Here is a 25,338-nt window from a genome sequence, read left to right as displayed (position 1 = left end):
CACTCGACGGATCAGTGCTCCACGCGCTCGCGGTGCGGGCGACCGCCCAGGGTCACCGCCGCGATGACCGCGGCGATCACGATCAGACCTGCGCCGATCAGCGCGGTCACCCCGACGCCCGCGTCGAACGCGTGCGCCGCGGCCTCTCGGAGCGCGTCGCCGAGAGCCTCGTCGAGCGTGGCCGCGCCGGCGACCGCGCCCGCGAGCGTCTCGCGTGCGGCTTCGGAGATCGTCGCGGGCAGGCCGTCGGGAAGCACGAGGTTCTCACGGTAGAACGCGGCGAGGAGTCCGCCGATGATCGTCGTTCCGAGGACCGCCCCGAGCTCGTACGCCGTCTCAGAGACGGCGCTCGCGGCGCCGGCCTTCGCGGGCGGGGCGCTGGCGAGGATGAGCTCGTTCGAGACCGTCTCCGCAGCGCCGATGCCGATGCCGAGGGCGATGAACGCGACGATCAGCACCGCGAGGGCACCCGTCTGCGCGCTCACCGCGACCAGGAGGTAGCCGGCGATCGAGAACAGCAGCGCGATCGGCACCACGAGCCGCGGGGCGACGCGCTTCGCTATCGGGACGACGCCGATCCCCGCGACGATCATCGCGAGCAGGCCGGGCACGAGGGCGAGTCCGGCATCCAGCGGCGAGAGCCCGACCACGAGCTGCAGGTGCTGGGCGACGAAGTAGAGGAAGCCGACGAGCGCGATCACGCTCAGCAGGTTCACCAGGATCGAGCCGGAGAAGCTCGGCGTACGGAACAGCGCCATGTCGAGCATGGGCGTCTCGAGCCGGTTCTGGCGACGGACGAAGAGCACGCCGAACAGGATGCCGACCATGACGAGCACGAACGGGATCGCGGTCTCCGTGCCGTGCACCGCGAATTCCTTGATCGCGTAGACGATCGGCACCATCGTCAGCAGCGACAGCGCGACACTGATCGGGTCGAAGCGACCGGGGTTCGGGTCCCGGCTCTCCGGCACCAGGATCGGCACGAGGATCAGCAGCGGCACCAGCACGGGCACGGCCATGAGGAACACAGCTCCCCACGCGAAGTGCTCGAGCAGGATGCCGCCGACGACCGGGCCGAGGGCCGCACCGGCCGAGAACCCGGCAGCCCATACCGCGATCGCGAGACGGCGCTGATCGCGGTTCGTGAAGATGCTCCGCAGGAGCGAGAGCGTCGAGGGCATGAGCATGGCCCCGAACACGCCCATCGCCGCGCGCGCGGCGATCAGCCACTCGGCGCTGGGCGCGAAGGCCGCGAGCGCCGAGACGACGCCGAACCCGGTCGCGCCGATCAGGAGCATCCGGCGGCGGCCGAAGCGGTCCCCCAGCACGCCCATCGTCACGAGCAGACTCGCGAGCACGAGCGGGTAGGCGTCGATGATCCACAGCTGCTGCGTCGCGGTCGGTTCGAGGTCGAGCGCGATCTGCGGAAGGGCGAAGCTCAGCACCGTGTTGTCGACGGAGACGAGCAGGACCGGCAGCATGAGCACGACCAGGGCGGCCCAGCCGCGCCATCCGACGCGCGGTGCCACCGTCGTCGGGATCCTGGTCAGTGTGTCCGTCATGTCATCCTCAGTTTCTAAACCGTCCAGCCGGTATAGTATCAGATGTGGCGACCAACCCGACGGATACGATCGAGCGATGAGCCGTCCCCCGCATGCCCGAGAGAGCGTGCTCGACGCCTTCGAGGCGATCCTGATCGAAGACGGTGAGCGCTCCGCCACGATGGACGCGACCGCCCGCGCGGCCGGCGTCTCCAAGGGCGGACTGCTGTATCACTTCGGGTCGAAGGACGCGCTCGAGCGCGGCGTCATCGAGCGGCTCGATCTGCTCGTCAGCGATGACATCACGCAGATGTCGTCCGCCCCCGACGGGCCGATCTCGTACTTCCTGCGATCCTCGATCATGCAGAACGATCCGCTGGACCGCGCGATCCTCGCGACGTCGCGGCTCGCTCAGGGCGGGAACGCGGCGGCGAGCACCGCGCTGCGTGAGGTGCGGGAACGCTGGGGCGACGCGCTGCGACCGCACACGAGGGATGCCGCATCCCTCGACCTCGTGATGCTCGTCAGCGACGGGCTCTATTTCAACAATGCCCTGGCCGGCGGCTCGATACCCGGCCCGGTGCCCCGTGGACCCGAGATGGACGCACTGATCGCCCTGGTGGAGCGCGCCGCGAAGCGCTGACTACGGCTCGGTGATCTCGATCTGGCGGAAGAGATCTGCCTGGACCGCGGCGTGCAGCTCGGTCAGCATCTCCTCGGGCACGGGCGAGTCGACCGTGAGGACGGACAGGGCACGACCGGAGGCGTCCGGGTGCGCGACCTGGAGTCCTGCGATGTTGATGCCGGCATCGCCGAGGCGCTGCCCGTAGATCGCGACGATTCCCGGGCGGTCGGCATACCGCATCACGATGTGGTGCTGCTCGAACGGCACCTCGATCTCGTACCCGTTGATGCCGACGACCTTCGGCACCATGCGGGTGCCCGCCAGCGTCCCCGCGACCGTGAGCACGGTCCCGTCCGCGAGCGTCCCGCGCAGCACGGTGAGGTTGCGGTAGAGCGGGCTGTCCGCTTCGACGACGAGCCGCGTCTCGATGCCCCGCTGCTCGGCGAACAGCGGCGCATTCACGTACGAGACGTTCTCGCTGACGATGTTCGTCAGGATGCCCTTGAGCGCCGCGAGCCGGTACACGCTGACGTCGTAGGCGGCGAGCTCGCCCCGGACCTCGATGTCCAGGCTCGTGACGGCGGCGTGCGCAAGACCCGTGAAGAACTGTCCGAGCTTCTCGACCAGGGCGATCCCCGGGCGCACGAACGGATCGATGATGCCGCCCGCGACGTTCACGGCGTCCGGGACCAGATCGCCTTCGAGTGCCAGTTTGACCGAGCGGGCGACCGAGATGCCGGCCTTCTCCTGCGCTTCGTCGGTGCTGGCGCCCAAGTGCGGCGTGACGACGACGTTCGGAAGGTCCAGGAGCGCCGCCGCCGTGGAGTCGGCGACGGGAGGCTCGGACGTGAACACGTCGAGGCCGGCACCGGCGATCACCCCGTCCACGAGCGCCGTGCGCAGCGCGACCTCGTCGATGAGACCACCCCGGGCGACGTTGATCACGTAGGCCGACGGCTTCATCAGGGCGAGCTGCTCGGCGCCGATCATGCCGGTGGTCTCCGGCGTCTTCGGCATGTGCACCGTCACGAAGTCGCTCTGGCGCAGCACGTCATCGAACGGCAGGAGCTCGACCTGCAGCTGCTGGGCGCGCGCGGGCGTGACGTAGGGGTCATAGCCCACCACCCGCACGCCGAAGGCGCGCAGCCGCTCGGCGATCAGGGCGCCGATGCGCCCGAGTCCGACGATGCCGACGGTCTTCTCGAACAGCTCGGTGCCGGTGTAGGCGCTGCGCTTCCACTGGCCCGCGGCAAGAGAAGCGTGCGCGGCCGGGATGTGCCGGGCGAGGCTCAGGATGTGCCCGATCGTCAGCTCGGCTGCGGAGATGATGTTCGATGTGGGCGCGTTCACGACCATCACACCCGCGGTCGTGGCCGCCTTGATGTCGACGTTGTCCAGGCCCACGCCGGCTCGGGCGACGATCTTCAGCACGGGAGCGGCGGCGATCGCCTCCGCATCGATCTGCGTCGCCGACCGCACGAGCACGGCGCTGGCGTCGGCGAGACCGGCCAGGAGCGCGGGGCGGTCAGTCCCGTCGATCTGGCGGATCTCGAAGTCCGGACCGAGCGCGTCGATCGTGGCGGGAGAGAGTTCTTCGGCGATGAGCACGACGGGCTTCGTCACGACAGCGGATCCTTTGGAGCGTGGGCGCGCGAATCGCGGCCGAACAGACGAGTGGATGCTGCGCCGCACGCCATCGGGGCGCATTCACTCACACTCTATCGGCTCGCCCCGTGAGGACCCGCCCGTATGACGGCCGGGACACCCGGCTACGCCAGCAGCGAGGCGTAGTTCAGTTCGGTGTACGCGACGACGTTGAGCCAGAACACGGCGGTCAGGGCGAGCCCCGTGAGCAGGACGAGGATCAGATGGTGGGCCGGACGTCGATACCCGATCGCGAACGCGGCGGCGAACGCGGCGATCGGGAAGATGACCGCGAGGATCCAGATGACCCAGCCGATCGGGCTCAGCACGAAACCGTTCTCGCCCGCGAACTGCACGCTCTGGATCAGGTTTCCGAGAGCGTTCCAGACCGCGTAGGCGTAGAAGAGCCCGAAGCCGCCCGCGATCGTGGCCACGAGCCAGGTCGGTGTGCGGCGCGGGACGGTCGCGGTCTCCGGTGCGACGGCATCCCCGCTCATGAGCCCACCGCCCCGATCATCACGAAGGGCCACGGCAGCAGGAGCGCCACGCCGCCGATGAGCCACGCGAAACGCACCCACGCCTTCCCTCCGGCCGTCAGGAGGTAGACCGTGGCGAACCAGAGCGGCGCTGCGAGCACGGCGAGCCAGAAGCTCCCCTGGAACATCACATCGGTCACCAGGTAGGCGGCGCGACCCTGCAGGCGCAGTCCGCCGATCGCCCAGCCGAGGGCGTACAGCAGGTACACGCCGCCGAGGATCCCGAGCGACACGAGCGTCACGTTGCCCATGGGAGCCTTGACCACAGGCTCCCCCGCCGCCGCAGCATCCGCCGCCGAACCGGTCGAGACAGCGCCGACGTTCTCGCTCCCGCGTCCGACGGGCGTGAAGCCCTCCGGAAGGGTGGCGGGAGCGGCATCCTGGGTCTGCCCCACCGCGAGCGTCGGGTCGTCGTCGCCGTCCCAGGAGAGCGCGTCGTCGTCTGTGCCGCGGGCCATGGTGCCAGCGTAGCCGCGCGAATAGACCGATCCGACCCTCGGCGCTCCGGCGCGTGCTGTACTGGCGGGATGACGGCGATGCGGGATCGGTGGCGGTCGCACCTGTTGCAGACGCTGTCCGGCACCGACGACGGCTCGCCGCCGTGGGTCAGGCAGCTCGCCGAGGGCACGGATGCCGGGTACTTCGGTCCCGGGTCGGCGTCATGGGCCGTGCACGGCGGCATGGCCACGATGGTCGCCGGCATCCGCGCCCTGCTCGTGCAGGCGATGCACCCGGGTGCGATGGCGGGCGTTCACGACTGGTCGCGGTATCGGGAGGATCCGCTCGGCAGGCTGACCGGGACGATCCGCTGGCTCATCACCGTCACGTTCGGCGATCGCGCGACCGCCGAACGCTCCTCGGCGATGGTGCGCGCGCTCCACGAGCGCGTGCGCGGCACCTACCTCGACGCGTCTGGGCGCTCCGTGCCTTACAGCGCCGGCGATCCCGACCTGATCGAGTGGGTTCACTTGGCCTTCACCGACGCGTTCCTGACGTGCCACGAGATCTGGGAGACGGAGATCCCGGGCGGACCGGACGCGTACGTGCGGGAATGGGCCGTGGCCGGAGAGCTCATCGGCCTCACCGATCCCCCGCTCACCGCCGCGGACATGCGGGCGCGCCTACGCGGCTTCTCCGAGGCCGGCACCCTGCGGGCGGATGACCGCGTCCACGACGTCGTGCGCTTCATCCGCCGGCCTCCCCTCGTCCCCGGGATGCTGCCGGCGTACCGGATCATGTTCCAGGGCGCGATCGCCTCGCTCGATCCCTCGCAGCGCGCGATGCTCGGCCTCGGTCGTCCAGCTCCGCTGGCGGTGCCGGCGACCGGCCTGGTGCTGCGGTCCGCCCGGTCGCTCCTGGGCGAGCGGTCCACGTCGGAGGAGGCCGCGCTGACGCGCATCGCACGCCTGCGCGAGACGACCTGAGCTCTCAGATCGCGCGGACGCGGTTGTTGCGCGGGTCGTGTGTCATCTCAGCCAGACCGAGCGCCTCGAGGAGCGGCGGGAGGTACATGCCGAATCGGCCTCGATATCCCTTCCGCAGGCCGTACCAGCCGCCGACCGGATTGCTCTGACTGCGACCCCACGCCTCGACCGACCCCTCAGCGGCCGGCTTCTGCTCATCGGCTGCGCCGAGGGGAACCCACTCCTCCTGCGCGCGGAGCCAGTTCGTGAGATCCTCCACGGCCCTCAACCGATACGTCAACCGCGTCGATCCGACCTGGCAGACGAGCGCCGGAGGGTCCGCGTCCTCATCGCGGTACATCGTGTACGCAGAGGTTCCCGGCGCAGTGGTCAGCCGCCACGGATCGTCCCTCGTGCCGCTTCCCTCGCTCATCGGGACCTCCCGTTCGGGAGGTTACTCCGCCCACCGGCGATACAGAAGTGGCCCGGTTCCGCTCCTCGTGGTGCAAGGAGCGGAACCGGGCCGAAGCCGTGCCGGATCGGACGGCGGTCTCAGGGACGGTTAGCGCGCGGCGCTGCCCTCGGTGTAGTCGGCGTCGGTCTGCTTCCACGCGAACAGCGAACGCAGCTCCTTGCCGGTGGCCTCGATCGGGTGCGCGGCACCCTTCTCACGCAGCGCGAGGAACTCCGGTGCGCCGGCGTCCTGGTCGGCGATGAAGCGCTTCGCGAACGCACCCGACTGGATGTCGCCGAGCACCTCCTTCATGTGCTCCTTGACCTTGGCGTCCAGGACGCGGGGTCCGGACACGTAGTCGCCGTACTCCGCCGTGTCGGAGATCGACCAGCGCTGCTTGGCGATGCCCCCCTCCCACATGAGGTCGACGATGAGCTTGAGCTCGTGGAGAACCTCGAAGTACGCGATCTCGGGCTGGTAGCCGGCCTCGACGAGCGTCTCGAAGCCGTACTGGACGAGCTGCGACGTGCCACCGCACAGCACTGCCTGCTCGCCGAACAGATCGGTCTCGGTCTCTTCCGTGAACGTCGTCTTGATCACGCCGGCACGCGTGCCGCCGATCGCCTTCGCGTAGGACAGGGCGAGGTCCCACGCCTGACCCGATGCGTCACGCTCGACCGCGATGATGTCGGGGATGCCGCGGCCGGCGACGAACTCGCGGCGGACGGTGTGTCCGGGCGCCTTCGGGGCGACCAGGATCACGTCGACGCCCTCGGGCGCGTCGATGTAGCCGAAGCGGATGTTGAATCCGTGCGCGAACGCGAGCGTCTTGCCCTCGGTCAGCTTGTCCTTGATGCTGTCGGTGTAGATGCCGCGCTGGTGCTGGTCCGGAGCGAGGATCATGATGACGTCGGCCCACTCGGTCGCGTCGGCCACGCTCTTGACGGCGAAGCCGTCTTCCTCGGCCTTCGGAGCGGACTTCGAGCCCTCCTTCAGCGCGATGGCGACCTCGACGCCGGAGTCGCGGAGGTTCTGGGCGTGGGCGTGGCCCTGGGAGCCGTAGCCGACGATCGCGACCTTCTTGCCCTGGATGAGCGAGAGGTCGGCGTCGGCGTCGTAGAAGATCTCGGCCATGGGGTGTGTTTCTCCTTGTTTTTCTGGTTCTGGGGTCAGCCGCGCAGGACGCGCTCGGTGATGCTCTTGCCGCCGCGGCCGAGGGCGAGCAGACCCGACTGCGCGAGCTCCTTGATCCCGAAGGGCTCCAGCGCCTTCAGGAACGCCTCGACCTTGCCCTTGTCCCCGGTGACCTCGATCACGAGGGCGTCCGGCGCGTAGTCGACGATGGACGCGCGGAACAGGTTCACGACTTCGAGGACGTTCGATCGCGACGCGTTGTCCGCGCGCACCTTCACGAGCACGTGCTCGCGCTGGACGGATGCAGATGCGTCGAGCTCGACGATCTTGATCACGTTGATGAGCTTGTTCAGCTGCTTGGTCACCTGCTCGAGCGGCAGCTGATCGACATCGACGACCACCGTGATGCGCGACAGGCCCGGCACCTCGGTGACGCCCACGGCGAGGGATTCGATGTTGAAGCCGCGGCGGGCGAAGAGCCCGGCGACACGGGTCAGCAGACCGGGCTTGTCCTCCACGAGGAGGCTCAGCACGTGCGTGGACATGGCTCAGGCCTCCTGATCGAACGCGGGCGAGTGGTCGCGGGCGTATTGGACGAAGCTGTTGCTGACACCCTGCGGGACCATCGGCCACACCATGGCATCCGCGCTCACGACGAAGTCGATCACGACGGGGCGGTCGTTCGTCTCGAGCGCGAGCTTGATCGCGGCATCCACATCCTCTTCGCGTTCCACGCGGATCGCGAGGCAGCCGTACGCCTCGGCGAGCTTGACGAAGTCGGGGATGCGGACCGTGCCGTGTCCGGTGTTGAGGTTGGTGTGCGAGTAGCGGCCGTCGTAGAACAGCGTCTGCCACTGGCGCACCATCCCGAGCGAGGAGTTGTTGATCACCGCGACCTTGATCGGGATGTTGTTGATCGCGCACGTGGCGAGTTCCTGATTGGTCATCTGGAAGCAGCCGTCGCCGTCGATCGCCCACACGACCCGGTCGGGCTCGGCGACCTTCGCGCCCATCGCGGCGGGTACGGAGTAGCCCATCGTGCCGGCTCCGCCGGAGTTGAGCCATGCGTTCGGGCGCTCGTACTTGATGAACTGCGCCGCCCACATCTGGTGCTGTCCGACACCGGCGGCGAAGACGCCCTCCGGGCCGGTGAGCTCGCCGATCCGCTGGATGACGTACTGGGGCGCCATGAGTCCGTCGGTGGGCTGCGCGTAGCCGAGCGGGAACTCGGTGCGCAGGCCGTCGAGGTAGGACCACCACTCCTCGGTGTCGGGCCCGGCGGCGGACACCTGGGTCCGGAATGCGGCCTCGAGGTCCACGAGGACCTCCTTCAGGTCACCCACGATCGGCACGTCGGCCGTGCGGATCTTGCCGATCTCGGCAGGGTCGATGTCCACGTGCACGACCTTCGCGTGCGGAGCGAACAGCGCCGCTTTGCCGGTCACGCGGTCGTCGAAGCGCGCGCCCAGCGACACGAGCAGGTCGGCCTCCTGCAGGGCGAGCACCGCGGGCACCGTGCCGTGCATGCCGGGCATGCCGAGCTGCTGCGGGTGCGAGTCCGGGAAGGCGCCGCGCGCCATCAGGGTCGTGACCACCGGAGCACCGGTCGCTTCGGCGAGGGCCAGGAGCTCGGCGGATGCCTGCGAGCGGATCACACCGCCGCCGACGTACAGCACCGGCTTCTTCGCCTCGGCGAGCAGCTGTGCCGCCGCGAGGATCTGCTTGCCGTGCGCCTTCGTGACCGGACGGTAGCCGGGCAGATCGATCTTCGGCGGCCAGACGAAGGGCACCTCCGCCTGCTGCGCGTCCTTCGTGATGTCCACGAGCACGGGCCCCGGACGACCGGTTCCGGCGATCTCGAATGCCGCGGCGATCGCGCCCGGGATCTCGGAGGCGTCCTTCACGAGGAACGAGTGCTTGGTGATCGGCATCGTGATGCCGACGATGTCGGCCTCCTGGAAGGCGTCCGTTCCCATCAGGGTCGAGAACACCTGACCGGTGATGCAGACGATCGGGACGGAGTCCATGTAGGCGTCCGCGATCGCGGTGACGAGGTTCGTCGCCCCGGGACCGGACGTCGCGATCGCGACGCCGATCTTGTTGGACGCCGCGGCATAGCCCTCGGCGGCGTGTCCGGCGCCCTGCTCGTGGCGAACGAGGATGTGACGCAGCTCGGAGCTGTCCATGAGCGGGTCGTAGACCGGAAGGATCGCGCCGCCGGGCAGACCGAACACGTCGGTCACACCCAGCAGTTCGAGCGAACGGACGACCGCCTGCGCGCCCGTGAGCACGGGCGCCGAAGCGGTGCGAGCGGGGGGCCGGGGAACGGCCGTGGCGGTTTCGGCGGGCATGATGATGGTCCTCTGTCGGGGATGAAAGAGCAGGAAGTCGGGCCTATCCCGTGACCGCGCCCTCCGCAGCGGAGCGCACGAGCTTGGAGTACTTGGCCAGGACGCCACGGGTATAGCGCGGAGGAAGCGGCTCCCAGCCGGAGCGGCGGGAGTCAAGCTCAGCCTCATCGACGAGTAGGTCGAGAGTGCGAGCCGCGATATCGACCCGTATCAGATCACCATCGCGCACGAAGGCGATCGGACCTGCGTCCACCGCTTCGGGTGCTATGTGGCCGATGCACAGGCCGGTTGTGCCGCCTGAGAATCTGCCGTCCGTCAAGAGTAGTACATCTTTTCCGAGCCCCGCGCCCTTGATGGCGGCGGTCACGGCCAGCATCTCGCGCATGCCGGGGCCGCCCTTGGGGCCCTCGTAGCGGATCACGACGACATCGCCGGCCGAGATCTCGCCCGCTTCCAGCGCATCCATCGCGGCGCGTTCGCGTTCGAAGACGCGCGCCGGACCCTCGAACACGTCGGAGTCGAAGCCCGCTGACTTGACGACCGCGCCCTCGGGCGCGATCGAGCCGTGCAGGATCGTGATGCCGCCCTTCTCGTGGATCGGGTTGTCGAAGGAGTGGATGACGGTGCCGTCCACCGGGTCGGGGTTCAGGTCAGCGAGGTTCTCCGCGAGCGTCTTGCCGGTCACCGTGAGCGCATCGCCGTGGAGCAGTCCCTCGTCGAGCATCGCCTTCATGATGACGGGGATGCCGCCGTGGCGGTCGACGTCGTTCATGACGAACTGCCCGAAGGGCTTCATGTCCGCCACGTGCGGCACCTTGTCGCCGATGCGGTTGAAGTCGTGGAGAGTGAGTTCGACCTCGGCCTCGTTCGCGATCGCGAGCAGGTGCAGCACGACGTTCGTCGATCCGCCGAGCGCCATCGCGAGGGCGATCGCGTTCTCGAATGCCTCCGGCGTGAGGATGTCCCGCGTCGTGATGCCGAGCTTGAGCAGGTTGACCACGGCCTCACCCGAGCGGTGGGCGAAATAGTCGCGGCGGCGGTCGGCGGCGGGCGGCGCCGCGGAGCCGGGCAGACTCAGACCGAGCGCCTCGGCGACGGAGGCCATCGTGTTGGCCGTGTACATCCCGCCGCACGCGCCTTCGCCCGGCGCGATCGCGCACTCGATGCGCTTGAGGTCCTCCTGGCTCATCTTCCCCGCGAGGCACGCTCCGACCGCCTCGAACGAGTCGATGATCGTGACGTCCTTCTCGGTGCCGTCGGAGAGCTTCACCCAGCCCGGCGCGATCGATCCGGCGTAGAGGAAGACGCTGGACAGGTCCAGGCGCGCGCTGGCCATCAGCATCCCCGGGATGGACTTGTCGCAGCCGGCCAGCAGCACGGTGCCGTCGAGGCGCTCGGCCATCACGACCGTCTCGACGGAGTCGGCGATGACCTCGCGGCTCACTAGGGAGAAATGCATGCCCTCGTGACCCATCGAGATGCCGTCCGACACCGAGATCGTTCCGAACTGCAGCGGATAGCCGCCGCCCGAGTGCACGCCCTCCTTCGCACCCTGCGCGAGGCGATCGAGGCTCAGGTTGCAGGGGGTGATCTCGTTCCAGCTGGAGGCGATGCCGATCTGCGGCTTGTCCCAGTCGGCGTCGCCCATGCCGACGGCGCGGAGCATGCCTCGCGACGTCGTGGCTTCGATGCCGTCCGTGACGACACGGCTGCGGGGTTTGATGTCGATGGAGATCTCAGGACCGGGCATCCTGAAAGTCTATTGCCGCGACGATGCTCGCATCCGTGCCAGCGCGCTCAACGCGTCGGCCAATTCTTGGATGCTTCCGACACGCACCGAAGCCGCCGTCTGGCCGTCGCCGACGCGGATGCCGAGATCGGCATCCCCGAGGCTCGCCAGTGCGTCCTCGTCCGTGACGTCGTCTCCCGCGAACAGCACCGCGGTCGCGCCGAGCCGCTCGCGCAGCGCCGCGATGGCGGAGTCCTTGCCCTCGTGGCGGAAGGAGTACTCGACGATGTTGTGGCCGGTGCGGCGCCGCCAGTGCGGCGCACGTTCGGCCACGAGCCGGTCGGCGGCGTCGCGTGCGGTGGCGGCGTCCGCGGCGCTCGCGACGCGGGTGTGGATGCCGAATCCGTACGTCTTCGGCTCGACCCACACTCCGTCCAGATCCGCCAACCGCGAGGTGAGCTCTTCGCGGAGCACGTCGCGGAGCGCGTCTGCCGCCGCGTCGCCGCCGGTGGCCACCTGTCCTTCGCCGGGCACCCAGAATTCGGCCCCGTGCGATCCGGCGAGGTACACGGGCGAGTCGTCGCCGTGCTCCGCGATCTCCCGCAGATCGTGCAGGCTCCGGCCCGAGACGAAGGCGACCGGCGTATCCGCAAGCTCTGCCAGCGCCGCGACGGCGGCCGCCGCCTCCGGCAGCGCCCGAGCACTCATCGGGTCGTCCTCGAGCGGAGCGAGCGTGCCGTCGAAGTCGAGGGCGACCAGGAGCCGATCGGATGCCGCGACCCGGGCCAGCGCGTCGTGGAGGTACCCGCCGCTCACGCGTCGACTCCGGACCGGCCCGCGCCGTGGAACTGCGCGAGTGCCTCCAGGAATTCGCGGGACCAGTCCTCGACGCTGTGTTCGAGCACTCGGCGCCGCGCCGCGCGCATGCGTCGCCCCTGCTCGGCGGGCGCCATCTCGACCGCGCGCATCATGGTCTCCTTGAGGCCCTCGATGTCGTGCGGATTGACCCGCAGGGCGGTGCCGAGTTCATCGGCGGCGCCGGCGAATTCGCTCAGGATCAGGACGCCGCGGTTGTCCACCCGGGACGCGACGTATTCCTTCGCCACGAGGTTCATGCCGTCGCGCAGGGCCGTCACGAGCATGACGTCGGCCGCGAGGAACAGGGCGACCATCTCCTCGCGCGGGTAGGCCTGATGGAGATAGCGGATCGCCGTGTGCCCCATCGTGTCGAAATCGCCGTTGATGCGTCCGACCGTGAGCTCGATCTCGTCGCGCAACTGGATGTAGGCGGCGACGCGCTCGCGGCTGGGGCTCGCGACCTGCACGAGCGTGACGTCGTCGACGCTGAGCTTCTCGTCGGTCAGCAGCTCGCCGAACGCCTTCAGGCGATGACGGATCCCCTTGGTGTAGTCGAGACGGTCGACGCCGAGGAAGATGCGCTTCGGATTGCCGAGGCTCTCGCGGATCTCACGGGCGCGGGCCTGCACGTCGTCACGGTGTGCGAGCTCGATGTAGGAGGTCGCGTCGATCGAGATGGGGAAGGCCTTCGCGAGGGCACGGCGGGTCGTGCCGTCCTTCTCGGGTACGACGATGCCGGAGGCCTTCGTCTCGTACCGCAGCTGACGGCGCACGGCACGGGCGAAGTTGCCGGCGTCCGCGACGCGCTGGAAGCCGATGACGTCGGCGCCGAGCAGGCCCTCCAGCACCTGCCGACGCCACGGCAGCTGCGAGTACAGACCGTATGCGGGGAACGGAATGTGGTGGAAGTAGCCGATGACCAGATCCGGCCGCAGATCGCGCAGCATCCGCGGCACGAGCTGCAGTTGGTAGTCCTGTACCCACACCGTGGCTCCCGGCTCCGCCGCGTCGGCGGCCGCCTGCGCGAAGCGGCGGTTCACCCGGACATACGACTCCCACCAGACTCTCTTGTAGCGCGGTTCGGCGATCACGTCGTGGTACAGCGGCCAGATCGTGTCGTTCGAGAAACCCTCGTAGTACAGCTCCACGTCCTCCGCGCTCAGCGTGACGGGCACGAGCATTGTGCCGTCGAACTCGAACGGGTCCAGATCGACGTCGGGCTGACCGGCCCAGCCCACCCACGCGCCGTCGGCCTTCTTCATCACCGGTTCCAGCGCGGTCACCAGGCCACCGGGAGAACGACGCCACTCCCCCTCTCCGGCGTCGGAGACGCGGTCCACCGGGAGGCGGTTGGCGACGACGACGAACTCGGCCTTGTGCACGGAGGACTCCTGACTCGGGGGCTTCCCAGGCTAACAGCGGGCTGTCAAGGGCCGTGGGGGTTGCGGTCAGCCGATAGCGTTGTCGGCATGCGCAAGTACCTCTTCGGAACCGGGCTCGTCAGCGCCGTCATGGGCGGCGTCACTCTGCTGCGGAGCCTGCGCAGCGAGGAGACGTTCACGTGGCGGACGGCGCTCGCGTGGCTCAGCTGGGGCATCACCCTCGCCCTCGCGATCGGCTCCGTCGTCGACACCCGCCGTGCGTCCCGCGGCAGGCTCATCGCGACGGACTCCCCCGTCGACGACAATCGCACGGACCTGCTCAAGAAGCGGATCCGCCGCTGACCTCCAGGTCGATCTCGTAGTGCACGAACCCGGTGTCGACGGCCACCCGGTCATAGAGTCGACGTGCGCGGGCATTCGTGCGCTGAGTGAGCCAATAGACCTTCGGGCTGCCGTTCTGCCTCGCCCACTCCCGGACGTGCGCGATCAGCGACTCGCCCGCTCCGGTACCGCGCGCGTCGGGATGGACGAACAGATCCTCCAGGTAGCAATACGGACCGTCCGACCACGTGGACGGGTGCGTGAGCCAGTGCACGAAACCCAGGGCCGCGCCCGCGTCGTCGCGGATGAGGGCGCCGTGCACGGCGTCGTCCGCTGACACGAGCCGTGCGAACGTCAGCTCGTTCTGCGCGTCGGTGAGCTCGGTCTCATAGAACTCGAGGTACGCCCGCCAGAGCGGCATCCATTCGTCGTGATCTTGCGGGGCGAGCGGCGCAATCGCGGACATGGTGGCGAGAGTAGTCGCTCAGCGGGTGAGGATGAGCGCGTCCCCCTGGCCGCCGCCGCCGCACAGGGCCACGGCCGCGGTGCCCGCCCCGCGCCGGACGAGTTCGTGCACCGCGTGAACGACGAGCCGGTTTCCGGACGCACCGATCGGGTGCCCGATCGCGATGCCGCCACCGTGGATGTTCACCACGTCATCGGAGAGCCCGAGCTCGCGCTGCGACTGAGCGACGACCGCGCCGAAGGCCTCGTTGATCTCGACGACGTCCAGATCGGAGGCGGTGATGCCCTGCTTGCCGAGCGCCTTCTCGATCGCGCGCGCGGGTTGCGCGTGCAGCGAATTGTCGGGGCCGGCCACCTGACCGGACGCGCCGATCACGGCGAGCACCTCCCACCCGTTCTCGTCCGCGTGCGAGCGCGTCGTCAGCACGACCGCCGATGCGCCGTCGGAGATCGGCGACGAGTTGCCGGCCGTGATCGAACCGCCCTGTGCGAACGCGGAACGCAGGCCCGCGAGCGTGTCGGTCGTCGTCTCCGGGCGGATGCCCTCGTCGCGCGTGAGCATGAGCGGATCCCCCTTGCGCTGCGGCACCTCGACTGGGACGATCTCCGTCTCGAACAGACCGGCCTCGTACGCAGCGGCCGCGCGCTGGTGGGAACGCGCCGCCACGGCGTCCTGGTCCGCTCGAGTCAGCCCGTAGCGATCGTTGAGCTGCTCGGTCGAAAGGCCCATCGAGACCTTGTCGTACGCGTCGGTGAGCCCGTCGAACGCCATGTGATCGAGCACCTCGACCGTCCCGTACTGCCAGCCTTCGCGGGATCCCATCAGCAGGTGCGGGGCGCGTGTCATGGACTCCATGCCGGCGGCGACCACGACGGTCGCATCTCCGGTGCGGATCATGCGGGCACCGTCGATGATCGCCGTCAGGCCGGACAGGCACACCTTGTTGATCGACGCGGCGTGGACGCTCCACGGGATGCCGGCGCCGATCGCCGCCTGACGGGCGGCGTTCTGACCCGAGCCGGCCGGCAGCACCTGTCCGACGAGCACGGCGTCCACGGCGTCCACCGGCACACCGCCCCGGGTGAGTGCTCCGGCGATCGCGAGCGAGCCGAGCTGGGGTGCCGTGAAGGACGACAGCTGTCCTTTCAGCCGCCCTTGCGGCGTCCGTGCGGCAGCGACGATGACGATGTCCTCGGTGGTGGTCATGAGACGACTTCCTTCTCTCGTGCGGTGAGCTCATCCGCGACGATGAGCGGAGGTTCGGTGGCCGCGATGATCTCGTCGACGCTCACGCCGGGCGCGGTCTCCACGAGAACGAGCCCGTCGGCGGTGACATCGATCACGGCGAGGTCGGTGATGATCCGGTCCACGACGCCTTTGCCGGTGAGGGGCAACGAGCACGCATCGACGATCTTCGCCGAGCCGTCCTTTGCGACGTGCTCCATGAGCACGATGACCTTCTCGGCCCCGTGCACCAGATCCATCGCGCCGCCCGGGCCCTTGACCATCTTGCCGGGGATCATCCAGTTGGCGAGGTCGCCCTGCGCCGACACCTGCATCGCACCGAGGATCGCCGCATCGATCTTGCCGCCGCGGATCATCCCGAAGCTCGTGGCGGAGTCGAAGAACGCCGCGCCGGGGAGCGTGGTGACCGTCTCCTTGCCCGCGTTGATGAGATCGGGGTCGACGTTCTCCTCGGTCGGGTAGGGACCGACGCCCAGGATGCCGTTCTCGGACTGCAGCACGACGGTCATGCCCTCGGGCACGTAGTTGGGCACGAGCGTGGGCAGCCCGATGCCGAGGTTCACGTACGAGCCGTCGGAGAGCTCGGCGGCCGCGCGGGCCGCCATCTCGTTGCGGGTCAGGGCCATGGTCATGCTCCTTCGGGGATGTCGCGGCTCAGTGCTTCGGCGACCGACACGGTGCGGCGCTCGATGCGCTTCTCGATGTCGTGCCCGACCTCGATGATGCGGTGGACGTAGATTCCGGGCAGATGGATCTGGTCGGGATCGAGTTCCCCCGGCTCCACGAGCTCCTCGACCTCGGCGATGCACACCCGGCCGGCCATCGCCGCGAGCGGGTTGAAATTGCGCGCCGCCTTGTTGAAGATCAGATTGCCGTGGCGGTCGCCTTTGAGGGCGTGCACGAGCGAGAAGTCGGTCACGATCGCCTCCTCGAGCACGTAGTCCCCGGCGATCCCGCCCATCACGAACTCGCGGACATCCTTGACCGGTGAGGCGACGGCGACTCCGCCCTGTCCGTCGTACCGACGCGGCAGACCGCCCTCGGCGACCTGCGTGCCGACGCCGGTCTGCGTGAAGAACGCGGCGATCCCCGAGCCGCCGGCCCGCAGCTTCTCGGCCAGCGTGCCCTGCGGAGTGAGTTCCAGTTCGAGCTCGCCGGAGAGGAACTGCCGCTCGAACTCCTTGTTCTCGCCGACGTACGACGAGGTCATCTTGCGGATGCGCTTCGCGTTCAAGAGCACCCCGAGTCCCCAGTCATCGACACCGCAGTTGTTGCTGACGATGCTGAGGTCGCCGGTGCCCTGAGCGAGCAGTGCCTGGATGAGCGCGATCGGGTTGCCGGACAGGCCGAAACCGCCGACGGCGAGCGACGCGCCCTCCGGGATGTCGGCGACGGCCTCGGTGGCGGACGCGTAGGTCTTGTCGATCACGGGCGACTCCTGTGTCGGTACGAGCGGGGTGCTCCCATCCTGCGCCGACCGGATGCCGAGCGCACCCCTGCGCTTGTCATGTGGAACCCTGCGCCGCTACCGTCCATATGGTGGACACATCATCGGGTCGATCCGTCCCCGGCGCACAATCGATCGCCAGGGCGGCACGCCTGCTGCGATTGGTGACCGCGGCCGGCGCGGACGGGCTCAGCGTGGCCGAGCTCGCGCGGAGCGCCGACCTCACGCGCCCGACCGCGCATCGACTCCTGACGGCTCTCCGCCATGAGGGACTCGTCGACCAGGACGAACGCAGCGGGCGATGGATGCCGGGGCCCGAGCTGTATCTCATGGGCACGGTCGCGGCATCCCGCTACGACATCTCCGGGATCGCGCGCGACGTCGTGCGATCCCTCGCCGTGCGCACGGAGGAGAGCGCGTTTCTGTCGGTGCGACGAGGAGATGAGACGGTGTGCCTTCTCCGGGAGGAGGGCAGCTTCCCGATCCGGTCGTTCGTCCTCTCGGAAGGCGTGCGGTTCCCGCTCGGTGTCGCATCCGCGGGACTCGCGATCCTCGCTTTCCTCCCACCCCACGATGTGGACGCCTACTTCGAGCGTCACCCCGAGCTCGGGCAGCGTTGGGGTGCCGCACACGCGGAGCCGCGACTGCGGACCCGACTGAAGGAGACACACGAGCGGGGGTTCGCCCTGAACCCCGGGCTCATCGTCGAGGGCAGCTTCGGGCTCGGAGCGGCGGTGTTCACGCGCGAGGGGCATCCGCAGTGGGCGCTGAGCCTGACCGGGGTGCAGTTCCGCTTCGGGCCGGATCGGCTTGCCGAACTCGGACGCATCCTGCTCGCACACGCGCATCAACTCACCACGAGGGTCGCGTCCGCGCAGCGCTGAGCATCAGCGCGCAGGCAGACGCTCCCGCACGACACTCGCGATCACATCAGCGCCCCGCGGCGACATCGCGATCGTGTAGTGATTCACATCCTCGACGGCGACGTGCCCGAGACCCGGATACCGCGTGAGCAGTTCGGGCACCCGCTCCGCGTCGTACAGGGCGGGCACCTGATCGAGGAGCCCGCGCTCGGCCGTGAGCAGCACCGTCGGACGACGCAGGTGCGCGAGCGCGTCGACGATCGCCGTGCCGGTGTTCTGATCGATCGAGTCCTCCTCGAGCGTGGCGTAGCTCGTGGAAGGGCGCAGCTCGGGCTCTTCTCCCACCAAGTCGTACGCGAGATAGGCCTCGAGTTCCGGCGTCCAATCCCGTGCGAACGCGGGGTGCGCCCGCCAGAAGTCCCGGTAGGACTCGACGCTCGCGAAACGCAGGGCGAGCCGGTCGGCGGTCGGCCCCAGGACCGTGCGGATCGCCTCGTCGGCAGAGATGCCCGCGGGCAGATCGAGCGGCAGTCCGCCGTCCACCAGCACGATGCCGTCGACCCGATCGGGGTAGAGATCGCCGAAGACGAGTGCCACGAACGCGCCCATCGAGTGTCCGACCACGACGGCGCGCTCGACCTCGAGCGCGTCCATCACGTCGGCGAGGTCCCGCGCGTGCGCCGCGAGTCCGGCAGGACCGGTCAGACCGTTGCTCCGGCCGCGGCCGCGGAGGTCCGGCGCGATCACCCGGACGCCCGGCAGCCGCTCGGCGACGAACGGCCACGACAGGTGGGATGCCGTCACCCCGTGGATCAGCAGGACCGCGGGACCGGCATCCGGGCCCCACAGCCCCACCCGCATGTCGCCGCCCTCGACGGGAACGTCGAGCGTGCGGTAGTGCGTGAGCGTCTCGGTCATCGCGCCGTCCATCCGCCGTCCATCGTGTAGGAGGCGCCGGTGACCATGCCCGCCGAATCGGACACGAGCCAGCCCGCCAGCGAGGCGACCTCCTCGGGTTCGATCAGGCGCTTGATCGCGGACTCGGTGAGCATGATCTTCTCGACGACGTCGTCCTCGGGGATGCCGTGCACCGCCGCCTGATCGGCGATCTGCTTCTGCACGAGCGGTGTGTTGACGTAGGCGGGGTTGATGCAGTTGCTCGTGACCCCGTGCGGTCCGCCTTCGAGGGCTGTGACCTTCGACAATCCCTCGAGGGCGTGCTTCGCGGTGACGTACGCGGACTTGAACGGGCTCGCGCGCAGTCCATGGGCGCTCGAGACGTTGAGGATCCTGCCCCATCCGCGTCGGTACATCCCGGGGAGCACGGCGCGGATGAGCAGGAACGGGGACTCCACCATGAGTCGCTGCATGAGCCGGAAGTCCTCGGGCACGAATTCCGCGATCGGGCTCACCCGCTGGATGCCGGCGTTGTTGACGAGGATGTCCACGTCGAGCGAGACGTCCTCGAGCGCTGCCGTGTCGGCGAGATCGACGAGCCACGGCTCACCCCCGACCTCTTCGGCCACGGACTCGGTCAGATAGACGTGGTGGTCGGCGACGATGACGTGCGCGCCGCGCGCGGCGAACTCCCGAACGCACGCGAGTCCGATGCCGCTCGCGCCGCCGGTGATGAGCGCGCGCCTGCCGGCGAGGTCCTGTTCGGTCATTCGGAGGTTCCGTTCTCGTCTGCGCCGGCGCGGGGCGCCAGGGCGTTGTCGATGAAGCGCATCATGTCGTCGAAGACCGCGGGCTCGATCGCGGACGGCGCGGCGCCGAGGCCGTCGCGCTCCCACAGCAGGAAGCGCATGCCGATGAGCTCACCCATGCCCATGAGCGCCCAGGCGGTCACGTGCGGGTCCAGAGCGCGGTCCACTTCGCCCGCCTGCTGCGCGGCGCGCAGTCCCGCCTCGTATCCGTCGACGATGCGGCTGTAGTGCAGCCGCAGGGTCTCCGGCGAGACGAACTCCGCTTCGCGCACGACGCGGTACAACGCCGGGTGCGCCGCCGTGAACCGGAAGAACCCTTCGAAACCCGCGCGCTCGGCTTCCAGTCGCGTCGCTGCTCCCGCCATCGCCTCCGACATCGAGTGGCGCACGCGCCGGTTCAAGTCGATCACGAGTGCTTCGAAGATCGTCTGCTTGCTGTCGAAGTACAGGTAGAACGTGCCGAGCCCGATCCCGGCGCGCTCGGTGATCTTGACGATCGACGCCTCGTGGTACCCCTGCTCGGCGAACACGACCTCGGCCGCCTCCAGCAGGCGCCGGCGGGTCGCCTCGCCGCGCTTGGTCAGCGGGCGGCCGGTCGCGGGCGAGACGAGAGCGGCCTCCTCGTCGATCAGCTCATCGGGAACGGTCATGCGGCACACCTTCCACCATCCGTCGCGCTCGGTCCCTGAGTCGGGAGCGAGCGAGCTTGTCGATCGTCGACGTCGGGAGCGTATCGACGAATTCCATGCGCACGGGGACCTTGAAGCCGGCGAGCAGGCGACGCGCATGCGCGAACACCTCGTCCGGCGAAATCGGACCCGCGGCGACGACGAACGCGACGCCGCGTTCGCCCCACACCGGGTCGGGGACGCCGACGACGGCGGCAGCCTCGATGAGGGGATGCTGCACGAGGGCGGACTCCACTTCGGCCGGAGCCACGTTCTCGCCACCGGAGATGAAGATGTCCTTGAGTCGATCGACCACCCGGTAGGTGCCGGCCGTATCGCGCTGAACCAGGTCACCCGTGCGCAGCCAGTCGCCTGCCATCGCGCGCCGCGTCGCTTCATCGTCGCCGAGGTACTTCGCGAAGACGCTCGGACCGCGCACCCACAGCTCACCCGTCGCGCTCCCGCGCAGCGGGAGGTGTGTGTCCGGATCGACGATCTGCACGCTCACATGCGGGTACGGTCGGCCGACGCCGCCCGACGTGACGCCGGCATCGTCCGGTGCGACGTGCAGGACGTTGGGTCCCGCTTCGGTCAGCCCGTATCCCTGGACGAGCCGCACGCCGCGCGAAGCCCACTGCGCGAGCAGCGCGGTCGGCATCGTGGCTCCGCCCACGAGCGCCAGCCGCAGGGAGGAGACGTCCGCGCTCTCCCAGTCCCGATCGGCGGCGAGGAGACCGTACTGGGTCGGCACCCCCATCATCGCCGTGACCCGTCGCTCGGCGATCAGCTGCAGGGCGCGGGCGGGCTGGAAGGTGCGCTCCAGCACGACCGTGGCCCCGACCCACCATGCGAGGAGCGGCTGGCAGTTCCAGGCGGCGACGTGGAACTGCGGCAGAATCGCCAGCACGACGTCGTCGTGCGTCAGCGGCAGCGCCTGGGCGAGGGCGAGGTTGTTCCAGAAGCAGTTCGCATGCGTGAGCACGACACCCTTCGGCGTCGCTTCGCTGCCGGACGTGAAGATCACCAGGAGCGGGTCATCGTCGCGGACGCGCCTGCTCTCGCGCGGCGTGGGCGCACCGGGGATCGACGCTTCGACGCCGGTCGAACCCAGGAACGCGCTGGGCGGGGGATTCTCGAGCCCGCGCATCGCTTCGTCAGCAAGCGCGGCGTACTCGTCGTCGATCAGGATGAGCGCGGGCGTGCACCGGATCATCACCGCGACCAGTTCGCTCGGCGTGCTGCGCCACGACAAGGGCACGAGGGCGATCCCCGCCAGGGCGCAGGCGAAGAACAGGACGACGTGGTCGGTCGAGTTGCCCGACACGGTGGCGATGCGGTCCCCCGACCCGTAGCCGGCCGCTCGGAGTGCTGCGGCCAGATCCTCGGCACGTCGACCGAGCGTCGCGTAGTCGGTCCGCACGCCGCGGTCGTCGATCGCGATCCGGTGCGGTGAGCGCGCCGCGCGGTCGGTGAGCCAGCGGCCGATCGTGTGCGGGCCGTCCTCTGTCTCGGCACTCACGCTTTGACCTCTGCCGGCGCTTCGGCCTCGGCATCCGCATCGTCCATCTGACGCAGCGACAGGCGGACCCGCTCGCCCTTGCGTCGGCGCCACCAGGAATCGACCGTGCCGGCGATGCCGCCCGGAAGGAACATGACGACGAGGATGAAGAGCACACCGAGCAGGAAGAGCGGTTCGGACAGCGGGATGCGCAGGGCGTCGGGGAGGCCCGCGACGGCGTCGGATCCGGCGATCACGGTCAGTCGCTGATCGAGCAGGGTGTACAGCACGCCCCCCACGATGGCACCCCAGCGGAATCCGACGCCACCCAGCACGACCATCACCAGGATCGTGATCGTGAGATCTGCCGAGACCGCGCGCGGAACCGTTCCCGACTGCAGGAGCATGTAGGCCACGCCCGCCAGGCTCGCGAGCACTGCGGCGATCACGAAGATGACGAGCTTCGCCCGGTAGGGACGGAGCCCGAGGACCCGGACCCGCTGCTCGTTCTCGCGGGTCGCGCGGGCGAGGTGGCCGAGCCGCGAAGTGTCCACCCACAGCACGACGAGGTAGACCACCACGAGGACGACGAGCGTGAACCAGTACAGATTGCGGGTGTTCATCACCCCGACGAGGAAGTCGGGCACGCCGCTCGTCTGCAGTCCGAGCCCCTCCTCGCCGCCGGTGATCTCGGAGTTGCGCCGCACGAGCACGGATCCCGCTTGCGCGAATGCGAGCGTGACCATCGCGAACGGGATGCCGGAGACGCGCATGGCGACCGCACCGGTCACGAGGGCGATCAGCATCCCGCCGATCAGAGCGATGAAGATACCCGGCCAGAGCGGAACGCCGAAGCGCTCGAGCGCGATGCCGAGGCCGTAGGCGCCCGCCCCGAAGTAGAGCGCGTGACCGAAGGACAGCATGCCGGCAGAGCCCAGCAGGAGATTGTACGAGAGCGCCAGCGCGGCGAACACCATGCACAGGGAGAGCAGCGCGAGGGTTCCCGGCAGATAGGTCGGGGTGGGCAGGACGCCGGGTATCGAGATGTTCAGCAGCGGAAGCACCGCCATCAGGATCACCAGGCCAGCGCCGACGATCGTCGGGACGAAGCGACGGATCATGCCTTCCTCCCGAGGATGCCGGAGGGGCGGACGAGCAGCACGACCGCGAGCAGGATCACGACGATGAAGTCCCCCGTACCGTTCAGATACGAGTTGGCGAACTGCTGCAGGACGGCCACCAGGACCGAGGCGATCGCCGCACCCGTGAGGGACCCGAGCCCGCCGATCACCGTGACGATGAAGGCGAAGATGAGCAGCGTCGATCCGAGATGAGCCGACACGAACGTGGTGTAGTGCATCGCGAGCACCCCGCCGATCCCGGCTGCCGCACCGCCGATCGCGAACACGAGCGTGAACGAGCGTCGCACGTCGATGCCGAGCGCCGTGACCATCGACCTGTTCTCCACACCGGCGCGGATGATCATGCCGTAGCGGGTGCGCTGCAGGAACAGCACGAGAGCCGCGAGAACGAGCGCGGCGGCGATCATGAGCACCCAGTACGTGTTGGGGATCCGTGCACCGAGCACCTCGGTGGTCTGCCGGAGCCACGGCGGCCCCGAGACGTTGATCGCGTCCGTGCCCCAGATGCCTTCGAACAGGGCGACCGCGGCGAAGGACAGCCCGACGGTCACGAGCACCTGCTCGATGTGCCGCTCGTACAGCGGACGGATCAGGATGAGCTCGGTGAGCGTCGCGAACGCGGCGCCGACGAGCGAGCCGACCACGATCGACAGCAGGAATGCGCCCCAGGATGCCGTGCCCAGCGCCTGCGCGACCGCCCAGCCGATGAAGGCGCTCAATGTGAGGAACGCACCGTGCGCGAAGTTGAGCACGTGCATGAGTCCGTAGATCAGACTCAGTCCCGACGCGACGAGGAAGTAGAGGGCACCGAGACCCACGCCCGTGATCAGGGTGAGGACGAGCATGCTCATGCCGCACCGACTTCCGCGTGGACACCGAGCAGGCGGCGGGTGAGCTCCTCGTCGTCGAGGATCCCGCGAGCGGAGCCGGTATGGACGACGCGGCCGCCGCCGATCACGATCGCCGTGTCGGCGAGTCGGCGCACGACCTCGAGATTCTGCTCGACCAGGAGGATCGGCACGATACGCGACGCCTCCTGCAGCGCGTCGGCGACCTCGCCGACGATCTTGGGGGCGAGGCCCTTCGTCGGCTCGTCCACCAGCAGCAGGCGGTTGTCATTGAGAAGGGCGCGGGCGACGGAGACCATCTGCTGCTGTCCGCCCGACAGCGTGCCGGCCATCTGAGCGCGACGCTGCACGAGGTCGGGGAAGAGCTGGTCGACGAAGTCGCGGCGCGGATTCTTCTGCCGCTCCGCGAGGAACAGGTTCTCGGCCACCGTGAGCTTCGCGAACACCTCGCGATCCTCCGGGACGTAGCCCACACCGCGCTGGACGATGCGGTGGGTGGGGAGCCCGTCGATCCGCTCGCCCGCGAGCGTGACCCTTCCGCGACGCGGGATGAGTCCGAGGATCCCCCGCAGCGTCGAGGTCTTGCCGACGCCGTTTCGACCCAGCACGGCGGTCACGCCTGTCGCCGGCACCGTGAAGCTGACGTCTTCGACGACCTGCTGCCCGGCGATCGAGCACCGCAGGCCGGCGACCTCGAGGATGGGTGCGCTCATGCCGCCGTCCCCAGGTAGGCGCTCTGCACGAGCGGGTCGGCCATGACCTTCTGGGGCGTGTCGTAGGCGATGATGCTGCCGAAGTACATGACGGCGACCTTGTCGACGAGACCCATCAGGACATCGATGTGATGCTCGACCATGAGAACCGTGCAGCCGGTGTCGCGCTGCATCTGCCGGATGATCTCCACCAGCCCGGCGACGTCGCCGGAACCCACTCCCGCCATCGGCTCGTCCAGCAGCACGATCGACGCTTTCGTCACCAGAAGCACGGCGATCTCGAGTTTGCGCTTGTCGCCGTGCGAGATGTCACCGGCCGCGGTGTCGCGCTTGTGGCTGAGCCCCACGGCATCGAGGCCGTCCAGGGCCACCCGGGTGGCGGCATCCGATCTGCGGGGGAAGTGGAACAGGCTGTAGTCCCCGCCGAGCGCCACCTGTGCGGCGAGTCGGACGTTCTCGAGCACGCTCAATCGCGGAAACAGGCTCGACGTCTGGAAAGTGCGCCCCAGTCCCGCCCGCGCCCGTGCGGGCACCGAGCTCGTCGTGACGTCGACGCCGTCCATCAGGACCCGGCCCGCCGTGGGCTTCATGAGGCCGGAGACGACGTTGAACAGCGTCGTCTTGCCGGCGCCGTTGGGTCCGATGACCCCGACCAGCGAGCCGGCGGCGACATCGAGTTCGACATCCTTGAGGATCGTCGCACCGCCGATCTGCAGGCCGAGGGCCTGGATCTTCAGCGCGGACGGGACAGGGGCGCTCATGGT

27 protein-coding genes are annotated in these 25,338 nt (G+C 69.1%); 4 read left to right on the top strand and 23 right to left on the bottom strand.

The genetic code is table 11. From position 1 onward, the window contains the following. Positions 1-11 precede the first annotated feature (11 nt). Positions 12-1,562: an MFS transporter gene (locus AB0P18_RS04945; RefSeq protein WP_363359192.1), complete on the bottom strand. Its 1,551-nt coding sequence runs from the start codon at positions 1,560-1,562 to the stop codon at positions 12-14. Between the two features lie 76 nt (positions 1,563-1,638). Between AB0P18_RS04945 and AB0P18_RS04940 the strand changes: the two genes are divergently transcribed. Next, entirely contained in the window at positions 1,639-2,184 is a 546-nt protein-coding gene (locus AB0P18_RS04940; RefSeq protein ID WP_344054118.1) for a TetR/AcrR family transcriptional regulator, read from the top strand. Here the strand turns inward: AB0P18_RS04940 and serA are convergent, their stop codons facing one another. The 3 genes from serA to AB0P18_RS04925 all read right to left on the bottom strand — a co-directional run bounded on the left by serA (position 2,185) and on the right by AB0P18_RS04925 (position 4,804). Beyond that, the gene (gene serA / locus AB0P18_RS04935; protein ID WP_363359191.1) at positions 2,185-3,789 is read right to left on the bottom strand and encodes a phosphoglycerate dehydrogenase; all 1,605 of its coding nucleotides are present in this window, start codon (positions 3,787-3,789) and stop codon (positions 2,185-2,187) included. Between the two features lie 146 nt (positions 3,790-3,935). Then, on the bottom strand, positions 3,936-4,307 hold the full coding sequence (locus tag AB0P18_RS04930) for a bacitracin resistance protein (protein ID WP_363359190.1): 372 nt from the start codon (positions 4,305-4,307) through the stop codon (positions 3,936-3,938). Next, positions 4,304-4,804 carry a DNA polymerase III subunit gamma/tau gene (locus AB0P18_RS04925; RefSeq protein WP_344054124.1) on the bottom strand — a complete coding sequence of 167 codons (501 nt, stop codon included), beginning with the start codon at positions 4,802-4,804 and terminating at the stop codon, positions 4,304-4,306. The genes AB0P18_RS04930 and AB0P18_RS04925 overlap by 4 nt, the downstream gene beginning before the upstream one ends. 69 nt (positions 4,805-4,873) lie before the next feature. Between AB0P18_RS04925 and AB0P18_RS04920 the strand changes: the two genes are divergently transcribed. Next, on the top strand, positions 4,874-5,770 hold the full coding sequence (locus AB0P18_RS04920) for an oxygenase MpaB family protein (protein ID WP_363359189.1): 897 nt from the start codon (positions 4,874-4,876) through the stop codon (positions 5,768-5,770). Positions 5,771-5,774: 4 nt separating this feature from the next. Here the strand turns inward: AB0P18_RS04920 and AB0P18_RS04915 are convergent, their stop codons facing one another. From AB0P18_RS04915 to AB0P18_RS04885, 7 genes are all read right to left on the bottom strand, one after another. Next, positions 5,775-6,182: a DUF6855 family protein gene (locus tag AB0P18_RS04915; RefSeq protein WP_344054128.1), complete on the bottom strand. Its 408-nt coding sequence runs from the start codon at positions 6,180-6,182 to the stop codon at positions 5,775-5,777. Between the two features lie 129 nt (positions 6,183-6,311). After that, entirely contained in the window at positions 6,312-7,337 is a 1,026-nt protein-coding gene (gene ilvC, locus AB0P18_RS04910) for a ketol-acid reductoisomerase (protein WP_363359188.1), read from the bottom strand. 35 nt (positions 7,338-7,372) lie between these two features. Further along, positions 7,373-7,882: an acetolactate synthase small subunit gene (ilvN, locus tag AB0P18_RS04905; protein WP_344054132.1), complete on the bottom strand. Its 510-nt coding sequence runs from the start codon at positions 7,880-7,882 to the stop codon at positions 7,373-7,375. A 3-nt stretch (positions 7,883-7,885) separates the two neighbouring features. Then, a complete protein-coding gene (locus AB0P18_RS04900) occupies positions 7,886-9,688 on the bottom strand; it encodes an acetolactate synthase large subunit (RefSeq protein WP_344054133.1) in 1,803 nt (600 codons plus the stop codon). 43 nt (positions 9,689-9,731) lie between these two features. Further along, complete coding sequence (gene ilvD, locus AB0P18_RS04895; RefSeq protein WP_363359187.1) at positions 9,732-11,438, bottom strand: dihydroxy-acid dehydratase; 1,707 nt, start codon at positions 11,436-11,438, stop codon at positions 9,732-9,734. Between the two features lie 9 nt (positions 11,439-11,447). After that, on the bottom strand, positions 11,448-12,233 hold the full coding sequence (otsB, locus tag AB0P18_RS04890; RefSeq protein WP_363359186.1) for a trehalose-phosphatase: 786 nt from the start codon (positions 12,231-12,233) through the stop codon (positions 11,448-11,450). Then, positions 12,230-13,657 carry a trehalose-6-phosphate synthase gene (locus tag AB0P18_RS04885; RefSeq protein WP_363359185.1) on the bottom strand — a complete coding sequence of 476 codons (1,428 nt, stop codon included), beginning with the start codon at positions 13,655-13,657 and terminating at the stop codon, positions 12,230-12,232. The genes otsB and AB0P18_RS04885 overlap by 4 nt, the downstream gene beginning before the upstream one ends. An 87-nt stretch (positions 13,658-13,744) precedes the next feature. On the opposite strand from AB0P18_RS04885, the gene AB0P18_RS04880 reads away from it, so the two are divergent. Next, positions 13,745-13,999 (top strand): hypothetical protein, encoded by a 255-nt coding sequence (locus tag AB0P18_RS04880; protein ID WP_363359184.1) that lies wholly within the window; start codon positions 13,745-13,747, stop codon positions 13,997-13,999. Here AB0P18_RS04880 and AB0P18_RS04875 read toward each other — a convergent pair. Genes AB0P18_RS04875 through AB0P18_RS04860 form a run of 4 tightly spaced genes read right to left on the bottom strand, consistent with a single transcriptional unit; the run spans position 13,977 to position 17,118 of the window. Further along, on the bottom strand, positions 13,977-14,444 hold the full coding sequence (locus AB0P18_RS04875; RefSeq protein WP_363359183.1) for a GNAT family N-acetyltransferase: 468 nt from the start codon (positions 14,442-14,444) through the stop codon (positions 13,977-13,979). The two genes, AB0P18_RS04880 and AB0P18_RS04875, sit on opposite strands and share 23 nt — an antisense overlap. An 18-nt stretch (positions 14,445-14,462) precedes the next feature. Beyond that, positions 14,463-15,650 (bottom strand): acetyl-CoA C-acetyltransferase, encoded by a 1,188-nt coding sequence (locus tag AB0P18_RS04870; protein WP_363359181.1) that lies wholly within the window; start codon positions 15,648-15,650, stop codon positions 14,463-14,465. Further along, a complete protein-coding gene (locus AB0P18_RS04865) occupies positions 15,647-16,315 on the bottom strand; it encodes a CoA transferase subunit B (RefSeq protein ID WP_344054147.1) in 669 nt (222 codons plus the stop codon). Before AB0P18_RS04865 ends, AB0P18_RS04870 begins: the two co-directional genes overlap by 4 nt. A 2-nt stretch (positions 16,316-16,317) precedes the next feature. Further along, complete coding sequence (locus AB0P18_RS04860; RefSeq protein WP_363359180.1) at positions 16,318-17,118, bottom strand: CoA transferase subunit A; 801 nt, start codon at positions 17,116-17,118, stop codon at positions 16,318-16,320. Positions 17,119-17,225: 107 nt separating this feature from the next. On the opposite strand from AB0P18_RS04860, the gene AB0P18_RS04855 reads away from it, so the two are divergent. Beyond that, positions 17,226-18,020, top strand: coding sequence for an IclR family transcriptional regulator (locus AB0P18_RS04855; RefSeq protein ID WP_363359179.1), 795 nt, complete (start codon positions 17,226-17,228; stop codon positions 18,018-18,020). 3 nt (positions 18,021-18,023) lie between these two features. Here AB0P18_RS04855 and AB0P18_RS04850 read toward each other — a convergent pair whose 3' ends face one another. From AB0P18_RS04850 to AB0P18_RS04815, 8 genes are read right to left on the bottom strand one after another with little or no spacing between them, the layout of a single operon-like run. Then, positions 18,024-18,917 (bottom strand): alpha/beta hydrolase, encoded by an 894-nt coding sequence (locus AB0P18_RS04850; RefSeq protein WP_363359178.1) that lies wholly within the window; start codon positions 18,915-18,917, stop codon positions 18,024-18,026. Further along, a complete protein-coding gene (locus AB0P18_RS04845) occupies positions 18,914-19,666 on the bottom strand; it encodes an SDR family oxidoreductase (RefSeq protein WP_363359177.1) in 753 nt (250 codons plus the stop codon). The genes AB0P18_RS04850 and AB0P18_RS04845 overlap by 4 nt, the downstream gene beginning before the upstream one ends. Continuing rightward, complete coding sequence (locus tag AB0P18_RS04840; protein ID WP_363359176.1) at positions 19,663-20,355, bottom strand: TetR/AcrR family transcriptional regulator; 693 nt, start codon at positions 20,353-20,355, stop codon at positions 19,663-19,665. The genes AB0P18_RS04845 and AB0P18_RS04840 overlap by 4 nt, the downstream gene beginning before the upstream one ends. Then, a complete protein-coding gene (locus tag AB0P18_RS04835; RefSeq protein WP_363359175.1) occupies positions 20,339-21,892 on the bottom strand; it encodes an AMP-binding protein in 1,554 nt (517 codons plus the stop codon). Before AB0P18_RS04835 ends, AB0P18_RS04840 begins: the two co-directional genes overlap by 17 nt. Beyond that, the gene (locus AB0P18_RS04830; protein ID WP_363359174.1) at positions 21,889-22,992 is read right to left on the bottom strand and encodes a branched-chain amino acid ABC transporter permease; all 1,104 of its coding nucleotides are present in this window, start codon (positions 22,990-22,992) and stop codon (positions 21,889-21,891) included. Before AB0P18_RS04830 ends, AB0P18_RS04835 begins: the two co-directional genes overlap by 4 nt. Beyond that, the gene (locus AB0P18_RS04825; protein ID WP_344054163.1) at positions 22,989-23,864 is read right to left on the bottom strand and encodes a branched-chain amino acid ABC transporter permease; all 876 of its coding nucleotides are present in this window, start codon (positions 23,862-23,864) and stop codon (positions 22,989-22,991) included. The genes AB0P18_RS04830 and AB0P18_RS04825 overlap by 4 nt, the downstream gene beginning before the upstream one ends. After that, the gene (locus AB0P18_RS04820; RefSeq protein WP_363359173.1) at positions 23,861-24,574 is read right to left on the bottom strand and encodes an ABC transporter ATP-binding protein; all 714 of its coding nucleotides are present in this window, start codon (positions 24,572-24,574) and stop codon (positions 23,861-23,863) included. Before AB0P18_RS04820 ends, AB0P18_RS04825 begins: the two co-directional genes overlap by 4 nt. Next, complete coding sequence (locus AB0P18_RS04815; protein ID WP_363359172.1) at positions 24,571-25,335, bottom strand: ABC transporter ATP-binding protein; 765 nt, start codon at positions 25,333-25,335, stop codon at positions 24,571-24,573. Before AB0P18_RS04815 ends, AB0P18_RS04820 begins: the two co-directional genes overlap by 4 nt. Between the last annotated feature and the right edge of the window lie 3 nt (positions 25,336-25,338).

The organism is Microbacterium sp. NPDC064584 (genome assembly GCF_040687315.1).
Taxonomy (GTDB): Bacteria; Actinomycetota; Actinomycetes; order Actinomycetales; family Microbacteriaceae; genus Microbacterium; species Microbacterium lacus.
This window is presented reverse-complemented; position numbering and strand designations above follow the sequence as displayed.